This is a genomic window from Microbacterium sp. NPDC056234 (genome assembly GCF_042267585.1).
Taxonomy (GTDB): domain Bacteria; phylum Actinomycetota; class Actinomycetes; order Actinomycetales; family Microbacteriaceae; genus Microbacterium.
In genome coordinates, this window is the sequence record NZ_JBHJTE010000004.1 from 288,330 (window position 1) to 306,521 (window position 18,192).

Sequence of the window (18,192 nt, forward strand, 5' to 3'; positions counted from 1 at the left end):
AGAGCCGGTTCAGGAGCGCTCGTCCAGCAGCACCCGCACTCCGGCCTCGATCTCGGCCACCGCAGCGGCTGCGGCCTCCGCGGACTCCGCCTGCGTGTCGATGTACACCTTCAGCTTGGGCTCGGTGCCGCTGGGACGCACGATGACGCGTCCGCCGCCCGCGAGGCGGTAGCGCAGCACGTCGCCGGACGGCTGCCCCTCCGGTGCGTGCAGGAGGTCCTCGGCCGACTCGACGACGGCGTCGCCGATGGATGCCGGAGGCGTCTGGCGCAACGATGCCATGACCGTGCCGATGATCGACAGGTCCTCGACCCTGATCGAGACCTGACCGCTGCCGAAGTGGCCGTAGGTCTCGCCGAGCTCCGCGAGCAGCGTCGACAAGTTCTCGCCGCGTTCCCTGGCCTCGGACGCGAGGCCGAGCAGCGCCACCGCGGCCGAGATGCCGTCCTTGTCGCGCACGGTCTCCGGGTTGACCAGGTAGCCCAGCGCCTCCTCGTAGCCGAACACGATGCCCTCGGCGCGGGAGATCCACTTGAAGCCCGTCAGCGTCTCGGCGAAGCCGAGGCCGTGGTGCGCGGCGATGACGCCGAGTCCCGGCGAGGAGACGAGCGAGCACGCCAGCGTCGCCCCTGGGATGCCCTCGGCGGCCCTCGCGGCTCGGGCACCCAGCAGCAGGCCGATCTCGTTGCCGATGAGCCGGCGCCAGCCCCCGGGCGCGTCCGCGTCGGGGATGGCGACGGCGAGCCGGTCGGCGTCCGGATCGTTGGCGATGATGAGCTCCGCGCGCGCGGAGCGGGCGACGTCGTACGACAGGTCCAGCGCGCCCGGTTCCTCGGGATTCGGGAACGACACCGTGCGGAAGGTCGGATCCGGATGCTGCTGTGCGCGCACCACGGTCGGCTGCGGGTACCCGGCCGCCGTGACGATCCGCGCGAACGTCTCCCATCCGACACCGTGCATGGCGGTGTAGACCCACCGGAGACCATCGGCGCCCGCGCCGGCCGGCGCGACGGCTGCCGTGGCCTCGATGTACGCGGTCACGACCTCGTCTCCGGCGATCTCGTAGGCATCCGATCGAGGGAGGACGCCGACGTCTCCGGCATCGGCGACCCGCTGGATGTGCGCCGCGATCTGCGCATCGGCGGGCGCCACGATCTGCGAACCCTCGTCAGGGCCGCCGAGGTAGACCTTGTAGCCGTTGTCGTTGGGAGGGTTGTGGCTGGCGGTCACCATCACCCCGGCATCCGCACCCAGGTGGCGCACGGCGAAGGCGAGCACGGGGGTGGGCAGCAGACGAGGAAGCAGGATCGCGCGGAGCCCCGCGCCGGCGAACAGTTCGGCGGAATCCAGCGCGAAACGGCGCGAGTTGCGTCGGCCGTCGTAGCCGACGACGACCGTGGGCCTGGCTCCACGCGAGCGCTCGAGCAGGTAGCCCGCGAAACCCGCGGCGGCCTGCGACACGAGGACGCGGTTCATCCGGTTGCTGCCGGCCCCGAGCGCACCGCGAAGGCCAGCGGTGCCGAACGCCAGACGGGTGCGGAAGCGGTCATCGAGATCCTCGATGGCCGCGGCATCCCCGCCGGCGGCGAGGGTGACGATCCCGGCGAGCTCGTCGCGGGTCTCGGCATCCGGGTCCTGACGGATCCAGGCGCGAGCCGACGCGAGGATGTCCTCGACGCTCACAGAGCCTCGACCACCTTGGCCAGGAGCGCGGAGATCACCGGCTCCGCTTCGCGACCGGCCTCGATGACCTCGGCATGGCTCAGTGGCGTCTTCTGGATGCCCGCGGCGAGGTTCGTGATCAGTGAGAAGCCGAGGATCTCCATGCCAGCTTCGCGCGCGGCGATGGCCTCCAGCGCCGTCGACATGCCGACGATGTCACCGCCGATGTGCTTCGCCATCTGGACCTCGGCCGGGGTCTCGTAGTGCGGACCGCGGAACTGCGTGTAGACGCCCTCGTCCAGCGACGGGTCCACCGAGCGGGCGATGTCGCGAAGGCGCGTCGCGTACAGGTCGGTGAGGTCGATGAACGTCGCCCCCTCCAGGGGCGAGTCCGCCGTGAGGTTGATGTGATCGCTGATGAGTACGGGCTGACCGGGCGTCCACGTCTCGCGAACACCGCCGGCGCCGTTGGTGAGGACCATGATCTTCGCCCCCGTGGCCGCCGCGGTGCGGACACTGTGGACGACGCGGCGGACGCCGTGCCCTTCGTAGTAGTGCGTCCGCGCACCGATGACCAGGACGTTCTTGCCGTCGGGGGTGCGGATCGACCGCAGCGTGCCGACGTGCCCCTCCAGCGCGGGCTTGGAGAATCCGGTCACCTCCGTCGCCGGGATGGTGGCGACGGTCTCGCCGATCAGGTCCGCAGCCTTGCCCCAGCCGCTGCCGAGGGTGAGGGCGATGTCGTGCTTCTCGACGCCCGTGAGCCGCGCGATGTCCGCTGCGGCGGTGGCTGCGACCTCGAACGGGTTCGTGTTCGGGTCGTCGAGGGGGTGGTCATGAATGTCGGTCATGGATCCACTCTAGGAAGCGTGCGGCTTCGGGGCCAGGATTGCGGAAGAATGGAAGCCATGTCCTCAACTCCTTTCGAGCGCACCCAGCGTGTCGCCGTCCTCGGCGGCGGTCCCGGCGGATATGAGGCGGCCCTGGCCGCCGCCCAGCTCGGAGCCGAGGTGACCCTGGTCGAGCGCGTCGGAGTGGGCGGATCGGCCGTGCTCACGGACGTCGTGCCGTCGAAGAGCCTGATCGCCACGGCAGACGCCGCCGTCGCGATCTCCGAGGCCAGCGACCTGGGCGTGCAGTTCTTCGCGAAGGGCGAGAACGGCAAGCCGCTCAAGCCCGAGATCGCCATCAACCTCGCCGCCGTCAACAAGCGCCTGGTGGCGTTGGCCGCCCAGCAGTCCGAGGACATGCGCTCCTCGCTGCTCGACGCCGGAGTGCGCATCCTGTCGGGTCATGGCCGACTGGAGAGCACGAACGCGATCATCGTCGCCACCGGACCGGATGGCACCGATTTCGACCGCATCGAGGCCGACACGATCGTCGTCGCGGTCGGTGCGTCGCCCCGGGAGCTGGATTCGGCCAAGCCCGACGGCACGCGCATCCTCACCTGGACGCAGCTGTACGACATGAAGGCGCTGCCGGAGCACCTCATCGTGGTCGGCTCCGGTGTCACCGGTGCCGAGTTCGCGTCGGCGTACATGAACCTCGGTGCGAAGGTGACGCTCGTCTCCAGCCGCGACCAGGTGCTCCCCGGCGAGGACCAGGACGCGGCCAGGGTGCTCGAGAAGGTGTTCAAGCGCGGCGGCATGCAGGTGCTGTCCAAGGCGCGCGCCGAGAAGGTGGAGAAGACGGATTCCGGGGTGCTCGTCACCCTCTCCGATGGTCGCACGGTCGAGGGCAGCCACTGCCTGATGGCGGTCGGGTCCGTCCCGAACACGGCATCCATCGGTCTGCAGGAGGCAGGGGTCGAACTCACGGAGTCCGGCCACATCCGCGTGAACAAGGTCGCTCGGACGTCGGTCCCCAACATCTACGCGGTCGGCGACTGCACGAACTTCTTCCCGCTCGCGTCGGTGGCCTCGATGCAGGGTCGTACGGCGGTGTTCCATGCGCTGGGGGACATCGTCATCCCGCTCGAGAAGGTCAAGATCACCTCGAACATCTTCACGGCGCCGGAGATCGCCACCGTAGGGTGGGGCGAGCAGGACGTCGAGGACGGCGTCGCGGACGGCATCGTCTACAAGCTGCCGTTGGCGGCGAACCCCCGCGCCAAGATGATGGGCATCAAGGACGGGTTCGTGAAGATCATCGCCCGCAAGGGCTCCGGCACCGTGATCGGGGGAGTGATCGTCGGTCCCAAGGCGTCGGAGCTCATCTATCCGATCGCGGTCGCCGTGGAGCGCCGTCTCACGGTGGACCAGGTCTCGCGTGTCTTCGCGGCGTATCCGTCGCTGTCGTCGAGCATCACGGACGCCTCCCGGGCGATGCACCTGGTGAACATCTCGTAGCACGACGAAGAAGGGCGCCTCACCGCGGTGAGGCGCCCTTCTTCGTCTGTGCGTCAGCTGATGGTGAGCAGCTGGTGGCCCGCCGAGACCGTCGCGCCGGCATCAGCGCTGATGTTGCCGATGACGCCGTCCTTGTGCGCCTGGAGCGGCTGCTCCATCTTCATGGCCTCGAGCACGACGACCAGATCGCCCTTGACGACCTGCTGGCCGTCCTCGACGGCGATCTTGACGACCGTGGCCTGCATCGGAGACTTGACGGCGTCGCCGGAGGCACCGGCCGAGACGGTCGTCGCGTGGCTGCGGCGGGACGGCGGCACGGCGGCCGGACGGCCGGCCGCCCCTGCCGCCACGGCGACACGGTCGGGAAGACTGACTTCGAGACGCTTGCCTGCGACCTCGACGACCACGGTGTGACGCGCGGCGGCGGCGGCCGGAGCCTCCATCTCGCCGTCCCAGGCGGGGATGTCGTTGTCGAACTCGGTCTCGATCCAGCGCGTGTAGACGCCGAACTCGCCGTCTTCCGCGGTGAAGGCGGGATCGCGGACGACCTTGCGGTGGAACGGCAGGACGGTGGGGAGCCCGGCGACCTCGAACTCGTCGAGCGCGCGGCGTGCGCGCTCGAGCGCCTCGGCCCGGTTCTTCCCGGTGACGATGATCTTGGCCAGCAGCGAGTCGAAGGCGCCGGACACGGCATCGCCTGCTGTCACGCCCGAGTCGAGTCGGATGCCGGGGCCGCCGAAGGTCTTGAAGACATGGATGGGGCCCGGCTGGGGGAGGAAACCGCGGCCCGGGTCCTCGCCGTTGATGCGGAACTCGATCGAGTGCCCCTGCGGCGTCGGGTCGTCGTAGTCGATGGTGCCGCCGGCAGCGATGCGGAACTGCTCGCGCACGAGGTCGATGCCGGTGACCTCTTCGGACACCGGGTGCTCGACTTGCAGGCGTGTGTTCACCTCGAGGAAGGAGACGGTGCCGTCCGCACCGATGAGGAACTCGCAGGTGCCGGCTCCGACGTAGCCGACCTCCTTGAGGATGGCCTTGGATGCGGCGTACAGCTGGCGGTTCTGCTCCTCGGTCAGGAAAGGCGCCGGCGCCTCCTCCACGAGCTTCTGGTGCCGGCGCTGCAGAGAACAGTCGCGGGTCGAGATGACGACGACGTTGCCTTCGGCATCCGCCAGGCACTGCGTCTCGACGTGACGCGGCTTGTCGAGGTACTTCTCCACGAAGCACTCGCCGCGGCCGAAGGCGGTCACGGCCTCACGCGTCGCGGACTCGAACAGCTCGGCGACCTCATCGAGCTCGCGGGCGACCTTCAGGCCGCGTCCGCCGCCCCCGTAGGCCGCCTTGATCGCGATGGGCAGACCGTGCTCCTGCGCGAAGGCGATGACCTCGTCGGCACCGGCCACGGGCCCGGGGGTCCCGGGGGCGAGCGGGGCTCCGACCTTCTCGGCGACGTGACGCGCCGTCACCTTGTCACCGAGAGCCTCGATCGCGTCCGGCGACGGTCCGATCCAGGTGAGGCCCGCGCCGATGACGGCGCGGGCGAACTCGGCGTTCTCGGCGAGGAAGCCGTACCCGGGGTGGACGGCATCAGCGCCGGAGCGTCGAGCGACAGAAAGGATCTTCTCGATCTGCAGGTACGTCTCGGCGCTCGTCGCGCCGCTGAGGGCGTACGCCTCGTCGGCGAGTCTGGTGTGCAGAGCTTCGCGATCCTGGTCGGCGTAGACGGCGACGGAGAAGATCCCCGAATCGCGAGCGGCGCGGATGATGCGAACAGCGATCTCTCCGCGGTTGGCGATGAGTACCTTCTCGATGGGCATGACTGCCAGCCTAGCGAGAAGAGAGGCCCCTGATTTGACGACCCTCCACAAGAAAACCCGCGGATCGTGTCGGTGAGCCTACGAGAGCCGAGTCAGGATGCCGAACCGGACGTCCACAGGTCGGTCCACGTCACTCCGAGGTCGCCGGACAGTCGGCGCAGCGTCGACAGCGACATTCCGACGACCGTGGACGGATCGCCGTCGACGCGCGTGATGAACGCGCCGCCGAGGCTGTCGACCGTGAACGCGCCGGCGACGTGCAACGGCTCACCGGACGCGACGTACGCGTCGATCTCCGCATCCGACACGTCCTCCGCGAACGTGACGGACGCTTCGGCGACCGCTGTGGCCTCGCGCGGGTCAGCGCCAGGCGTCACGCGGTGGACCGAATGCCCGGAGTACAGGATGCCGGTCTCACCGCGCATCTCCTGCCAGCGACGCGTCGCCTCGCCCGGCGTGTAGGGCTTGCCGTACACGCGGCCGTTCAGCGCGAACATCGAGTCTCCGCCGATCACGAGACCGTCGAAGTCGGGTTCATCGTCCGCGAGGCGGCGCACGACGTCGGCGGCCTTCGCGCGGGCGAGCAGCAGCACGAGCTCGCCGGGCGGCAACTCGCCGCCGCGTGATTCCGCGGCGGCGGCGGCCACGGCATCCTCGTCCACGTGCGGCGCGATCGCGAGCGGTTCGATCCCGACCTGACGCAGGAGCATGAGACGTGCGGGGGAAGTGGAGGCGAGGCAGACGCGCATGCACTCACGCTAGCGGGCGACGTGGGATCCTGGGGATATGACGTCTTCCGCCGAACTGCTCGATCTCGACATCACGGGCATCGCCCACGGCGGCACGTTCGTCGCCCGCCACGAAGGTCGCGTGGTGTTCGTGGCGGACGCGATACCCGGCGAACGGGTGCGTGCCAGGCTGACCGAGGCGCCCTCGGATGCGGCCGCGGACACCCGGCGGTTCTGGCGTGCCGAGACCGTCGAAGTGCTGGAGGCGTCGCCCCATCGACGCCCGCACGTCTGGCCGGAGGCCGACGTGGCGCGCGACCCGTCCGATCGCCCCGGTGGTGCGGATCTCGGGCACATCGAACTGGGCCATCAGCGCGCGCTCAAGCGGCAGGTGCTGTCCGAGGCGCTCGACCGATTCGCCGGCGGCGGCCTGGATGCACCGGAGATCTCGGCGCTGGACGACTCGGACGGCACGGGGTGGCGCACACGCGTGACGCTGCACGTCGACGCAGACGGGGTGGCGGGACCCTTCGCGGCGCGCAGCCACCGGGTGATCCCGGTCTCCTCGCACCCGCTGGCGTGTCCGGCCGTCGCCGAGGCCGCGGCTCGGCTCGGCGTCGCACGTCCGGGCAGGATCGAGCTCGTCGAACCGGCGGACGGCGACGTGCGAGTGCTCCCGCTCCCTGAGAAGGGCCGTCGCCCCGAACCCGACACCGTCGTCGAGCGCGTGGGCGATCGATCGTTCACGGTCGACGCCTCCGGATTCTGGCAGGTGCACCACGGCGCGGCAGCGGCACTCGACTCGACGGTGCGCGATCTGCTGGCAGGGCGCGTGGATCCCGAACTGACCCACCTCGACCTGTACGGCGGCGTCGGCCTCTTCGCCGCGAGCCTGGCCGAGCTCGGCGCGACCGACATCATCACGGTGGAATCCGACCGACGCGCCACGGAGCATGCAGCGCGCAACCTCGCGCCGCTCGATGTCACCGCGGTCACGGCGCGGGTCGATCGCTTCCTCGGAGCCCCTGTCCGCGAGACACGACCGGTGCGCGGCCGTCGACGTCCGCCCCGTCCGGCGCCCCAGGCCGTGCTGGATCCGGCGATGCCGATCGGCGCAGTCGTGCTCGATCCGCCGCGTTCCGGCGCGGGGCGCGGCGTCGTCGACGCCGTGGCGGCGTTGTCGCCGGAGGCCATCGTCTACGTGGCCTGCGACCCCGTGGCGCTCGCACGGGACCTCGGCACGTTCCGCGCCCACGGGTGGGAGCCCGCCGGCCTGCGAGCGCTCGATCTGTTCCCGCACACGCATCATTTCGAAGTCGTGGCGCTGCTCACCCGGTGACACACGTCGCATCCGCGTCGCGTGCGGTGGCTAGGCTGACGGCATGAGCACGGTGGCCCTGATCGATGACCACGAGTCCGTTCGCCTCGGAATCGAGGCGGCATGCGGACGCGAGGGAACGCAGACCGTGGTGTTCTCCGGCAGCACGGTCGGCTCCTATCTGGAGTGGCGCAGGGCTACCGGCGCGCCTCCGGCCGATGTCGTCGTGCTGGATCTGACGCTCGGCGACGGCACGACGGTCACCGAGAACGTCTCGGCTCTCGTGGACGACGGCGCCAGCGTCGTCATCCACAGCGTCGCCGATCGACCTGTCGCGGTGCGAGAGGCGCTCGTCGCCGGTGCGGCCGGGATCATCAGCAAGTCCTCGGCGCTGGACGATGTGCTCGATGCGATCCGCACGGTCGCTCGTGGAGAGGCGCTGAACAACGTGGAGTGGGCCAGTGCCGTCGACGGCGATCGTGATTTCGCCGACGCTCAGCTCTCATGGCGCGAACGCGAGGTGCTGCGCCTGTACGCGACGGGGCTGCCGCTGAGAGCCGTCGCCGAGCGGCTCGGCGTCGCGTACTCGACCGCCAAGGAGAACATCACCCGCATCCGGGTCAAGTACGTCGAGGTCGGTCGTCCGGCACCGACGAAGGTCGATCTGCTGAGGCGCGCGATCGAGGACGGCATCGTCTCGGCGGACGGAACGGCGAGTGTCGTCTGACCCGCTGAGCATCCGCCAGGCGTGGACCCGGATCCCGTCACCCGGGTCAGCGGAGAACGAGTTCGAGCGCTTCACGGGCAAGCGCATGGAGCGGATCCTGCAGACGGTCGTGGCGATCGGATGCGTGCTGACCGGTGCGCAGGCCCTGCTGGCTGCCGTCTCGGGGATGGATGCCGTGGACGCTGCGCACATCGCGATGATCGTGGTGGTGTTCGCGCCGCTCACTGCGATGCTCGTGTGCTGCGTGTTCGGCCGCGGCGTGCGGACCTCGTCCGCCGCGTTCGCGTTCCTGTACGTCGGAGCACTCATCGCCTGGCCGTTCGTCGTCGACCATGCCGATGACACGTCCCACCAGCCGCCGTGGATCTTCTTCCTCGTCAATGTCGGCGTCGTCGCCGCGATGCTCGCGTTCGCGTTGCGGATGCAGTACGTGTGGGCGATCGCGGTCCCGCTCGTCTACGGTCTGGTGCGTCTGATGCAGGGGGAGTTCGAGCGGGACTTCTGGATCACGACCGCGTTCGATGTGTCGTTCACGGTCATCCTCGGTCTTGTGCTCGTCTCGCTGGGATGGATGTTCCGCGCCGTTGCCGCGGGCGTCGACGACGTGCGCGGGCGAGCGGTCGCCGACTATGCGCACGCCGCTGCCGCTGCCGCGGCAGAAGAGGAGCGCGTCGCTGTGGCGGCTCTCATGCACGACAGCGTGCTCGCAGCGCTGATCGCCGCTGAGCGCGCCGAGAGTCCCCGTGCCAGGGATCTCGCGGTCGGGATGGCGAGAGAGGCGCTCACACGCCTGGCCAACACCGAGGCGGCCGTGCTGGAGGAGGGCAGCGACGAACCGGTCGGATCGGCGCAGATCGTCGCGGAGTTGCGCCGTGCGCTGTCGGAGGCCGGGGCGGACGCGGTCGTGGAGGAGCGCGGCGGGGTCGGGCTGATCCCTGGAAGAGCAGCGAGAGCGCTCGTGCTCGCTGCCCGTCAGGCGATCGGGAACTCCGTCGTCCACGCCAGGGGGCGCGGACTGCACATCGTCGCGCTCGCGCACGGCGACGAAGGCATCACGGTCACGATCAGCGACACGGGGCCGGGCTTCGATCTGGATGCCGTCGATGAGGACCGACTGGGCATCCGTGCTTCGATCATGGCGCGAATGGCAGCGGTCGCCGGCACGGCGCGGATCGATTCCGACGGTTCAGGCACCGTCGTCGAGCTCGCATGGGAGCGCGAATGAGACTGACCGTCCGCACCGTCGCAACAGCCCTGGCTCTCGGCTTCGCCATCTATTTCGTCGCCAGGGCGCTGTGGTGGATCGAGACTCCCGCTCGACCGATTCTCATGCTCGTCGCCATCGCGCTCTACCTCGCGATCGTCGCGATCGCGGTGCTGGCGGATGCAGCGCGCCGCGTCAGGATGCCGCTGTGGGCCGGCATCCTGGCGATGATCGCGGCGTACGCGATCCCGGGAATGGTCAGCCTGGCTCTTGACCAGCAGCATCGCGCCGCCCCCTTCGCGACCACGTACATCGGTGCCCTCGGTCTGCTCGCCGTCGTGTGCATCGTGCGACGCCGTTTCGTGATCGGCTGGATCGTGCTCGGCGAGCTCGCGATCGCTGCATCGTCGTTCCTCGGAGTACTGGTCGCGCTCGAGCTCGGACTGGTCGGTTCGATCATGTGGGTCGTGGTGGCCCAGCTGCTGGTGCTCTTCTGGGATCGCGCGATCGCCGATACCGAGCGACTGGCGGGCATACAGCGCGCCGTGTCGGCCTGGCACGCGACGCAGCAGGTGCGTCAGCGCGAACGACGGCTGAGGACGAAGTACGCGCTCGCGGTCGCCGGTCCGGTGCTGTCGCGCACAGTCGCCGCCCACGGCATGCTCACCGATGACGAGCGGCTGAGCGCGCGGCTGGCCGAAGGGCGTCTGCGCGATGAGCTGCGGGGCGCGAGTCTGCTCAACGACGCCGTCCGTGCGGCGATCGAAGAAGCGCGCAGGCGCGGCGTCGCGGTCACCGTGTTCGATGAGGGCGGCCTGGACGGCATCGACGAGCAGCGTCGTGGCGAGATCCGCGACGAGCTCGCCGAGGTGCTGACCGGGGTCGACGACGGCCGGGTGATCATCCGATCGGCGCACGATCCGAGCGTGGCCGTCACCGTCGTCGGCCGCGCGGCCGGCGGGAGCTCCGCGGACGAGGACTCGGTGTCGCTCTGGCATGAGATACCGCGCGTCGCCGTCGCGTCTGGGCGCAGATGACTCATCCCCGGCCGGGGGAGGAGGAGCCGGGGGTGAGGGGCCTGGGTGAGAGAAGGGCGAGGGGCGGCGAATACGCCCGCCCCTCGCCAGTTGCGGCACAGTTACCCGAAAACTGTCCGCGGTAGGCCGGTCCGCGTCTGCCTACCCTGGGGCAGAGAGACCAACCGAACGCGTAGCGTCGAGTAACAGTCTGGCGCGTCGATCCGCATCTGTCTGTAGGTCGTTTGGGGGACAAGATTTCCGGCGATGTCCCGTTCGGATTCGATGCCGGATGCGTGATGATGGAGCGATGAGCGTGCTGCGGCGAGGAACGAACCTGCCGAGAATGGGCGATTTCAATCAATCCGTCATCCTCGAGGCGATCCGCCGCTCCGGTGACGGGTTCAGTCGGATCGAACTCGTCGACGCGACGGGCCTGTCCGCGCAGACCGTCACCAACATCACGCGTCGGCTGCTGAGCGAAGGGCTCATCGAGGAGGCGGGGCGCACGATCAACGGACCCGGCAAGCCGCGAACGACCCTGCGGCTGGTCCCGCGCAGTCGGGTGTCGCTCGGCGTGCATCTGGATCCGGCGCTGACAACTGTCGTGCTTCTGGACCTCAGCGGGGCGGTGATCGCCCGCGGTGTCCGAAGAACGCCGGCGAACGATCCGATGCACGTGATCCGCGTGATGGCCGAGGCGATCGAGGAACTCGTCGCCCGCTCCGGAGTCGATCGGGACGCGATCGCCGGCGTCGGCGTCGCCGCTCCCGGGCCCCTGGACGCCGACCGCGGCACGGTGATCGATCCGCCGAAGCTGCATCAGTGGCATCGTGTGCCGCTGCGCAGTGCGCTCGCCGACGCCGTCGGGCTGCCGGTGGCGCTCGAGAAGGACACCACCGCGGCCGCGTTCGCTGAGATCTGGACCGGCGAGGACCCGCCGGACGCGTCGCTGCTGTTCGTGTATCTCGGCACAGGCATCGGCGCCGCGCTGGTGCTGGATGGCGATGTCGTCCGCGGGCGCTCTCGCAATGTGGGCGAGGTCGGGCACATCATCGTCGACCCCGACGGACCCGAATGCGGCTGCGGCAAACGCGGCTGCGTCGAGGTGGTCTGCACGCCGCAGGCGGTCGTGGAGCAGGCGGAGCGCGCAGGGGTGCTCGCGGATGATCGCGTCGGCAGCGACGCCGAGTCGGTCGACGAGCGGTTGGCGCAGCTGTGCACGCGAGCCCAGCAGGGGGACGCCGGTGCGCTGGCTGTCCTCGTGCGAGCAGCCGAGCATCTCTCGGTGCTGATCTCGACGCTGACGAACATGCTCGATGTGGATCGGGTCGTGCTGGGTGGGCCGTTCTGGGCTCGACTGTCGCGCGTCTATCTGCGCGAGCTGCCGAAGATGCTCGAACGGCAGAGCGCGACCAGGGCGGTGCGGACCCTGCCCGTCGCCGGCTCGGTCGTGGGGGATGACGTCGGTGCGGTCGGGGCGGCCTGCGTGATCCTCGCGGACGTGCTGTCGCCCCGCGCCTCCTCGCTGCTGCTGGAGGGCGGGGGATCCTGACTCGATGCCCCGAGGACTCTTGACACAGTTATTCCAGTCGATTTAATATTTGGCGCATCCCCGATCCGCTCTCCATCGGAGTATGCCCTTCATGCACGACACCGCCGCCCTCGTCGAAGCTCGCATTCGCCGCTTCCTTCACGAGCGCCTTCGTCCGGCCGTCTACCGTCGTCTGGTGCCGCTGACGCTGGAGAGCTGGGATGCTCCTGGTGAGCCGGTGACGTTCGCCGAGGCCGTCGAGCAGTCGTACCGTCCGTTCGGGGTCGGTACTGCTTGGGGGCGCCCGTGGGGCACGATGTGGCTGCACGTGACGGGCGTGGTTCCAGAGGTGAAGGAGGGCGAGCGCGCCGAGCTCGTGTTCGATCTGGGCTTCGACACGGCACAACCCGGTTTTCAGGCCGAAGGCACGGTGTATCGGACGGATGGTTCGATCATCAAGGCCGTCGAGCCGCGCAACGCGCACGTCCCGGTCGATGCCGCGCCGGGCGAATCGATCGAGCTGTTCCTCGAAGCCGCGGCGAACCCCGATGTCGGGGGCGGTTTCGTGCACTTCCGGCCGACTCCGCTCGGTGAGTGGGAGACCGCGGGCGACCAGCCGCACTACGTGATGCGCCAGGCCGACGTGGCGTTGCTGGATGAGACCGTCTGGGAGCTGCTGCAGGATGCCGAGGTCCTGCTGTCGCTGTGGGAGCAGCTCCCCGATTCGTCGCGGCGCGCTGGGGTGCTGCGCGCTCTCGAGCGGATGGTGGATGCCGTCGATCCGGAGGACGTCGCCGGCACGGCTTCCGACGGGAGAAGCCTGCTCGCAGAAGCGCTGCGGCTGCCGGCATCCGCATCCGCGCATCGGGTGCACGCGGTGGGGCACGCGCACATCGACTCGGCCTGGCTCTGGCCGGTGCGGGAGACGCAGCGCAAGGTGGCGCGCACGTTCTCGAACGTGCTGTCCCTGCAGGAGCACCACGACGGGTTCGTCTTCACGGCATCCTCGGCGCAGCAGTACGCCTGGATGAAGCAGTTCCAACCGGAGCTGTACGAGCGGATGCGTCTGGCGATCGCCGAGGGGCGGTTCGTTCCGGCCGGAGGGATGTGGGTGGAGTCGGACACGAATCTGCCCGGTGGCGAGGCTTTGGCGCGACAGTTCGTCAGGGGCAAGCGGTTCTTCCTGGAGGAGTTCGGCGTCGAGCCGCTGGATGTCTGGCTGCCGGACTCCTTCGGCTATTCGGCGGCGCTGCCGCAGATCGCGAAGGCTGCCGGTTCGCGCTGGATGCTCACGCAGAAGCTGTCCTGGAACGAGACGAACACGATGCCGCACCACACCTTCTGGTGGGAGGGGTTGGACGGCACTCGCATCTTCACGCACTTCCCGCCCGTCGACACCTACAATTCGGTGCTCTCCGGTGCGGAGCTGGCCCGCGCGGAGAGGCAGTTCGCCGACAAGGGAGTGGCGAACACGTCGCTGGTGCCGTTCGGCTACGGCGACGGCGGCGGCGGTCCGAACAGGGAGATGCTCGCCGCTGCGGAACGGCTGCGTTCGCTGGAGGGTTCACCGGCCGTGACGCTGTCGAGTCCGGCGCGGTTCTTCGAGGCGGCTGAGGCCGAGTACGAGAATCCGCCGGTGTGGACGGGGGAGATGTACCTCGAATTCCACCGCGGAACGTACACGTCTCAGGCGCGGACGAAGCGGGGGAATCGTCGCAGCGAACATGCTCTGCGCGAGGCCGAACTGTGGGCGACCGCGGCCGCGCTGCGCGGCGCCGACTATCCGTATGACGAACTGGGGGCGGCATGGGAGACCGTGCTGCTGCAGCAGTTCCACGACATCCTTCCCGGCAGCTCGATCGGCTGGGTGCATCGGGAGGCAGAACGTCGCTACGCCGAGGTGCTCGCCTCGACGGAGCGCATCATCGCGCAGGCACTGGGGGTGGTCGTCGGAGAGGGGGCGACCGCGCTTGTCGCGAACGCGGGGCCGTATGTGCGAGAGGGAGCGGCGGCGTCGGGGGTCGCCGTCGCTGTGGAGGCAGATTCGGCACCCGCCTCGATCGCGCGTGCGACGGGTGGATTCGCGTTGTCGAACGAGCACCTGCGGGTGTTCGTCGACGACGCGGGTCTGTTGACGTCGCTCGTCGTGCGCGCGACCGGTCGGGAAGCGATCGCACCGGGGGAGCGGGGGAACCTCCTCCGGGTGCATCGCGACACGCCCACCCAGTGGGATGCGTGGGACATCGACGAGCACTATCGGCGTCACGGCGCCGAGGTGACGGCGGCGGTGTCCGTTGAGGTCGTCGCACATCCCACTGCCGCGATCGTCTGCGTGGTCCGCGAATGGGGGGCATCGCGGATCACGCAGACACTCACGCTCGGCGCGGGCGCACAGGCGCTCGATATCGAGACGGTGGTGGACTGGCACGAGCGGCAGAAGCTGCTCAAGCTGTCGTTCCCTCTGGATGTGCATGCCGATCGCGCGACGAGCGAGATCCAGTTCGGTCACGTGCATCGTCCGACGCACGTGAACACGTCGTGGGATGCCGCGCGGTTCGAGACGGTGGCGCACCGCTGGGTGCATATCGGTGAGGCCGGGTTCGGCGTCGCGATCGCGAACGATGCGACGTACGGGCATGACATCTCCCGGGCGCCTCGTGAGGGTGGTGGCGTGACGACCACGGTGGGGCTGTCATTGCTGCGCGCACCGCTGTTCCCTGATCCGGAGGCGGATCAGGGCGAGCACGCATTCCGCGTCAGCATCCGCCCTGGTGCCGACATCGCGGATGCGGTGCGGGAGGGGTATCGACTCAACCTGCCGTTGCGGGAACTGACAGGTGCAGGGCCGGTCGATCCGCTCGTGACCGTGTCGTCGGACGCCGTCGTGGTCGAGGCTGTCAAGCTCGCGGAGGATCGCAGCGGCGACGTCGTGGTGCGGTTGTACGAGGCGCACGGCGGGCGTGCGGCCGCCACGGTGGCGACCGCGTTCGGGTTCTCATCCGTCAGCGAGACCGACCTGCTCGAACGAGAGGTGGCGAACTCCGCCGTGCGCGGCTCGATGTCGGATGCCGTCGACGTGGAACTGCGGCCGTTCCAGCTCGTGACGCTGCGCTTCCGCGCCCCGCACCTCGTGCGGTGAACACCCGGCGAGTCGAAGCGCAGCGGTTTCGGCACGGCCCATCGTGCTTCGACCGGCGTGACGCTCAGCCCGCGAACCGCCCCCACCGGATGTCGCGGCGCAACGGCTTGCGCAGCGGTCGCTGCGTGCGCTGCCACGCCGACACGTGCGGCTCCTCGGCGACGGCATCCGCGGCTTCCTGAATGTAGGCGTCGCTGATGACCGCGATGAGCGCTGCGAGCTCTTCTTCGGTGGGATGGCCGCGGACGATGTCGAGCGCGGGGGTCTGGTCGGGCTCGCTCACAGCGGGATGTTCCCGTGCTTCTTCGGCGGGAGCTCGGCGCGCTTGCCACGGAGTGCCCGCAGCGACTTGGCGATCGAGACGCGGGTGTTGGCCGGCTCGATGATCCCGTCGATCTCGCCGCGCTCGGCGGCCAGGAAAGGGCTGGTCACGCTGTACGTGTACTCGTTGGCGAGCCGGGTGCGGACCGCGGCGACGTCTTCGCCGTTCTCCTCGGCCTTCTTGATCTCGCCGCGGTAGAGGATGTTGACGGCGCCCTGGCCGCCCATCACGGCGATCTCGGCGGTCGGCCATGCGAGGTTCACATCGGCGCCGAGCTGCTTGGAGCCCATCACGATGTACGCGCCGCCGTAGGCCTTGCGGAGGATGACGGTGACGAGCGGAACCGTGGCTTCGGCGTAGGCGTAGATGAGTTTGGCGCCGCGGCGGATCACGCCGGTCCACTCCTGGTCGGTGCCGGGGAGATAGCCGGGCACGTCGACGAGCGTGACGATCGGGATCGAGAACGCATCGCAGAAGCGCACGAAGCGGCTGGCCTTCTCGCCGGCCTCGATGTTGAGGGTTCCGGCCATCTGAGAGGGCTGGTTGGCGATGATGCCGACCGAGCGCCCCTCGACTCGGCCGAAGCCGATGACGATGTTCGGGGCGAACAGCGGCTGGACCTCGATGAAGTCTCCGGCATCCACGATGTGCTCGATCACCGTGTGGATGTCGTACGGCTGGTTGGGGGAGTCGGGGATGATCGTGTTCAGGCTGCGATCCGCATCTGTGGTCTCCCACTCGAAGCCGCTCTCGTAGCCGGGGATCTCCGCCATGTTGTTGTCGGGGAGGAAGCCGAGCAGCGTGCGCGCGTAGTCGATCGCGTCGTCCTCGTCCTCGGCGAGGTAGTGCGCGACACCGGAGCGGGTGTTGTGGGTGAGGGCTCCGCCGAGCTCTTCCATACCGACGTCCTCGCCGGTGACCGTCTTGATCACGTCGGGGCCGGTCACGAACATCTGGCTGGTCTTGTCGACCATGATGACGAAGTCGGTGAGGGCCGGGCCGTAGACGGCCCCGCCGGCAGCCGGGCCCATGATGATCGAGATCTGCGGGATGACGCCGGAGGAGCGCGTGTTCATCTTGAAGATCTCGCCGTACTTGCTCAGAGCCAGCACGCCTTCCTGGATGCGCGCGCCGCCGGAGTCGAGGATGCCGATGATGGGCATGCCGCCGGCGAGAGCGAACTCCATGATCTTGATGATCTTGTCGCCGGACACCTCGCCGAGGGAGCCGCCGAACGTGGTGAAGTCCTGCGAGTACACGGCGACGGTGCGGCCGTGGATCGTGCCGATGCCGGTGACGACGGAGTCGCCGTACGGGCGGTTGCGGTCCATGCCGAACGCGGTGCTGCGGTGGCGGACGTACTCGTCGAACTCGACGAAGCTGCCGGGGTCGACCAGCAGCTCGATGCGCTCGCGGGCGGTCATCTTGCCCTTGGCGTGCTGCTTCTCCTTCGCCTTCGTCTCGGCGTCGACCACGGCTTCGGTGTATCGAGCTCGGAGGTCGGCGATCTTGCCGGCGGTCGTGGAGAGGTCAGGGGTGTCCGTCACGGATTCCACCCTAGTAGCGCCGGGCGGCGCGACGTTGGATGCCTCGCACAACGGGTCGGCCGATCCTTTGGTCATCATGACTCCAGTCGGATCGGGCGCAGCCATGGCACCGCTCTTCGACATTCATGGCATATAAACCGCGACATAGAAGCCCTGGCATGCATGACGCTGATCGATTTGTTGTGGCCCTGGATGCTTGAGGAAACAGGTCGTCCATCAGCCGCGCGAAGCTCGCGCAGCGAGCGGATATGGACGTCCGCCACCTTGCACGCATCGAGGCCGGAGACGGCAACCCCACACTGTTCGTGCTGATCCAGCTCACCACCGCGCTCGATGTCAAGACCGAGACGTTCGTGAAGGGGCTCACGTCGGCCGATCTGCCGGAGAATCTCACGCCGTACTCCGAGGCGGACTTCCGCCGCGAGCTGCGCCGCCGCGGCGGCGCCTGAGCGCTCACACGACGAACCGCCACACGTATTCGAGCCCGTCCTGCTGTCGGAACCACGCCACTGTCACCACGACCTCATCGAGGTCCGCGGTGCACAGGCACAGTTCGATCTGCTCGCCTGGCAGTACCTGACCCCACAGCTGCGTGCGCTCCTCGCCATCGGCATCGGCGTGGAAGACCCGCACGAAGTCCGCTGGGTCGCGACCCTCGTTCGTCACCCCTGGATGGGCGGTATCCGTCCTGTCTATGCCCCAGGGCACGCGATAGGCGACGGGCGGCGGCAATTCGGCTGGTTCGATCGGTCGCAACATGCTGACGACGCTAAGAACGGCATCCGACGCCGAAGCGGAGCGGCGCGACATCATTCCCCGAGCCGTGCAGA

The 18,192-nt window shown here is 69.0% G+C and carries 15 protein-coding genes; 8 read left to right on the top strand and 7 right to left on the bottom strand.

What is annotated here, in order from left to right:
- Positions 1 to 9: 9 nt before the first annotated feature.
- Complete coding sequence (locus tag ACFCYE_RS13300) at positions 10 to 1,683, bottom strand: phospho-sugar mutase (protein WP_376179419.1); 1,674 nt, start codon at positions 1,681 to 1,683, stop codon at positions 10 to 12.
- Positions 1,680 to 2,513, bottom strand: coding sequence for a purine-nucleoside phosphorylase (locus tag ACFCYE_RS13305; protein ID WP_376179421.1), 834 nt, complete (start codon positions 2,511 to 2,513; stop codon positions 1,680 to 1,682). Before ACFCYE_RS13305 ends, ACFCYE_RS13300 begins: the two co-directional genes overlap by 4 nt.
- Before the next feature lie 48 nt (positions 2,514 to 2,561).
- Here ACFCYE_RS13305 and ACFCYE_RS13310 point away from each other — a divergent pair, with 48 nt between their 5' ends.
- Entirely contained in the window at positions 2,562 to 4,010 is a 1,449-nt protein-coding gene (locus tag ACFCYE_RS13310) for an NAD(P)H-quinone dehydrogenase (protein ID WP_376179423.1), read from the top strand.
- A 53-nt stretch (positions 4,011 to 4,063) separates the two neighbouring features.
- Here the strand turns inward: ACFCYE_RS13310 and ACFCYE_RS13315 are convergent, their stop codons facing one another.
- Both ACFCYE_RS13315 and ACFCYE_RS13320 read right to left on the bottom strand, forming a co-directional pair.
- Positions 4,064 to 5,827, bottom strand: a complete 1,764-nt coding sequence (locus tag ACFCYE_RS13315; protein ID WP_376179425.1) for an acetyl/propionyl/methylcrotonyl-CoA carboxylase subunit alpha — start codon at positions 5,825 to 5,827, stop codon at positions 4,064 to 4,066.
- A gap of 92 nt (positions 5,828 to 5,919) precedes the next feature.
- Positions 5,920 to 6,576, bottom strand: a complete 657-nt coding sequence (locus ACFCYE_RS13320) for a Maf family protein (RefSeq protein ID WP_376179427.1) — start codon at positions 6,574 to 6,576, stop codon at positions 5,920 to 5,922.
- 37 nt (positions 6,577 to 6,613) lie between these two features.
- Here ACFCYE_RS13320 and ACFCYE_RS13325 point away from each other — a divergent pair, with 37 nt between their 5' ends.
- The 6 genes from ACFCYE_RS13325 (at position 6,614) to ACFCYE_RS13350 (ending at position 15,493) form a co-directional block, all read left to right on the top strand.
- Positions 6,614 to 7,894, top strand: coding sequence for a class I SAM-dependent RNA methyltransferase (locus ACFCYE_RS13325; protein ID WP_376179429.1), 1,281 nt, complete (start codon positions 6,614 to 6,616; stop codon positions 7,892 to 7,894).
- A 43-nt stretch (positions 7,895 to 7,937) separates the two neighbouring features.
- On the top strand, positions 7,938 to 8,600 hold the full coding sequence (locus tag ACFCYE_RS13330) for a response regulator (protein WP_376179431.1): 663 nt from the start codon (positions 7,938 to 7,940) through the stop codon (positions 8,598 to 8,600).
- Positions 8,590 to 9,825, top strand: coding sequence for an ATP-binding protein (locus ACFCYE_RS13335; protein ID WP_376179433.1), 1,236 nt, complete (start codon positions 8,590 to 8,592; stop codon positions 9,823 to 9,825). The genes ACFCYE_RS13330 and ACFCYE_RS13335 overlap by 11 nt, the downstream gene beginning before the upstream one ends.
- The gene (locus ACFCYE_RS13340; protein WP_376179435.1) at positions 9,822 to 10,841 is read left to right on the top strand and encodes a hypothetical protein; all 1,020 of its coding nucleotides are present in this window, start codon (positions 9,822 to 9,824) and stop codon (positions 10,839 to 10,841) included. The genes ACFCYE_RS13335 and ACFCYE_RS13340 overlap by 4 nt, the downstream gene beginning before the upstream one ends.
- A gap of 289 nt (positions 10,842 to 11,130) precedes the next feature.
- Positions 11,131 to 12,375 carry an ROK family protein gene (locus ACFCYE_RS13345; RefSeq protein WP_376179437.1) on the top strand — a complete coding sequence of 415 codons (1,245 nt, stop codon included), beginning with the start codon at positions 11,131 to 11,133 and terminating at the stop codon, positions 12,373 to 12,375.
- 91 nt (positions 12,376 to 12,466) lie between these two features.
- Entirely contained in the window at positions 12,467 to 15,493 is a 3,027-nt protein-coding gene (locus tag ACFCYE_RS13350; RefSeq protein WP_376179439.1) for an alpha-mannosidase, read from the top strand.
- Positions 15,494 to 15,557: 64 nt separating this feature from the next.
- Here ACFCYE_RS13350 and ACFCYE_RS13355 read toward each other — a convergent pair whose 3' ends face one another.
- Positions 15,558 to 15,776 (bottom strand): acyl-CoA carboxylase subunit epsilon, encoded by a 219-nt coding sequence (locus ACFCYE_RS13355; protein WP_376179441.1) that lies wholly within the window; start codon positions 15,774 to 15,776, stop codon positions 15,558 to 15,560.
- Positions 15,773 to 17,371: an acyl-CoA carboxylase subunit beta gene (locus ACFCYE_RS13360; RefSeq protein WP_376179582.1), complete on the bottom strand. Its 1,599-nt coding sequence runs from the start codon at positions 17,369 to 17,371 to the stop codon at positions 15,773 to 15,775. Before ACFCYE_RS13360 ends, ACFCYE_RS13355 begins: the two co-directional genes overlap by 4 nt.
- Positions 17,372 to 17,577: 206 nt before the next feature.
- Here ACFCYE_RS13360 and ACFCYE_RS13365 point away from each other — a divergent pair, with 206 nt between their 5' ends.
- Positions 17,578 to 17,811 carry a helix-turn-helix domain-containing protein gene (locus ACFCYE_RS13365; RefSeq protein ID WP_376179584.1) on the top strand — a complete coding sequence of 78 codons (234 nt, stop codon included), beginning with the start codon at positions 17,578 to 17,580 and terminating at the stop codon, positions 17,809 to 17,811.
- A 4-nt stretch (positions 17,812 to 17,815) separates the two neighbouring features.
- Here the strand turns inward: ACFCYE_RS13365 and ACFCYE_RS13370 are convergent, their stop codons facing one another.
- Entirely contained in the window at positions 17,816 to 18,121 is a 306-nt protein-coding gene (locus tag ACFCYE_RS13370) for a hypothetical protein (protein WP_376179443.1), read from the bottom strand.
- Between the last annotated feature and the right edge of the window lie 71 nt (positions 18,122 to 18,192).

What these genes read in the sequence shown, in the direction of transcription:
- ACFCYE_RS13305 (WP_376179421.1), bottom strand. Translation starts at nt 2,513, where the DNA reads ATGACCGACATTCATGACCACCCCCTCGACGACCCGAACACGAACCCG.
- ACFCYE_RS13310 (WP_376179423.1), top strand. Translation starts at nt 2,562, where the DNA reads ATGGAAGCCATGTCCTCAACTCCTTTCGAGCGCACCCAGCGTGTCGCC.
- ACFCYE_RS13315 (WP_376179425.1), bottom strand. Translation starts at nt 5,827, where the DNA reads ATGCCCATCGAGAAGGTACTCATCGCCAACCGCGGAGAGATCGCTGTT.
- ACFCYE_RS13320 (WP_376179427.1), bottom strand. Translation starts at nt 6,576, where the DNA reads ATGCGCGTCTGCCTCGCCTCCACTTCCCCCGCACGTCTCATGCTCCTG.
- ACFCYE_RS13325 (WP_376179429.1), top strand. Translation starts at nt 6,614, where the DNA reads ATGACGTCTTCCGCCGAACTGCTCGATCTCGACATCACGGGCATCGCC.
- ACFCYE_RS13330 (WP_376179431.1), top strand. Translation starts at nt 7,938, where the DNA reads ATGAGCACGGTGGCCCTGATCGATGACCACGAGTCCGTTCGCCTCGGA.
- ACFCYE_RS13340 (WP_376179435.1), top strand. Translation starts at nt 9,822, where the DNA reads ATGAGACTGACCGTCCGCACCGTCGCAACAGCCCTGGCTCTCGGCTTC.
- ACFCYE_RS13345 (WP_376179437.1), top strand. Translation starts at nt 11,131, where the DNA reads ATGAGCGTGCTGCGGCGAGGAACGAACCTGCCGAGAATGGGCGATTTC.
- ACFCYE_RS13350 (WP_376179439.1), top strand. Translation starts at nt 12,467, where the DNA reads ATGCACGACACCGCCGCCCTCGTCGAAGCTCGCATTCGCCGCTTCCTT.
- ACFCYE_RS13370 (WP_376179443.1), bottom strand. Translation starts at nt 18,121, where the DNA reads ATGTTGCGACCGATCGAACCAGCCGAATTGCCGCCGCCCGTCGCCTAT.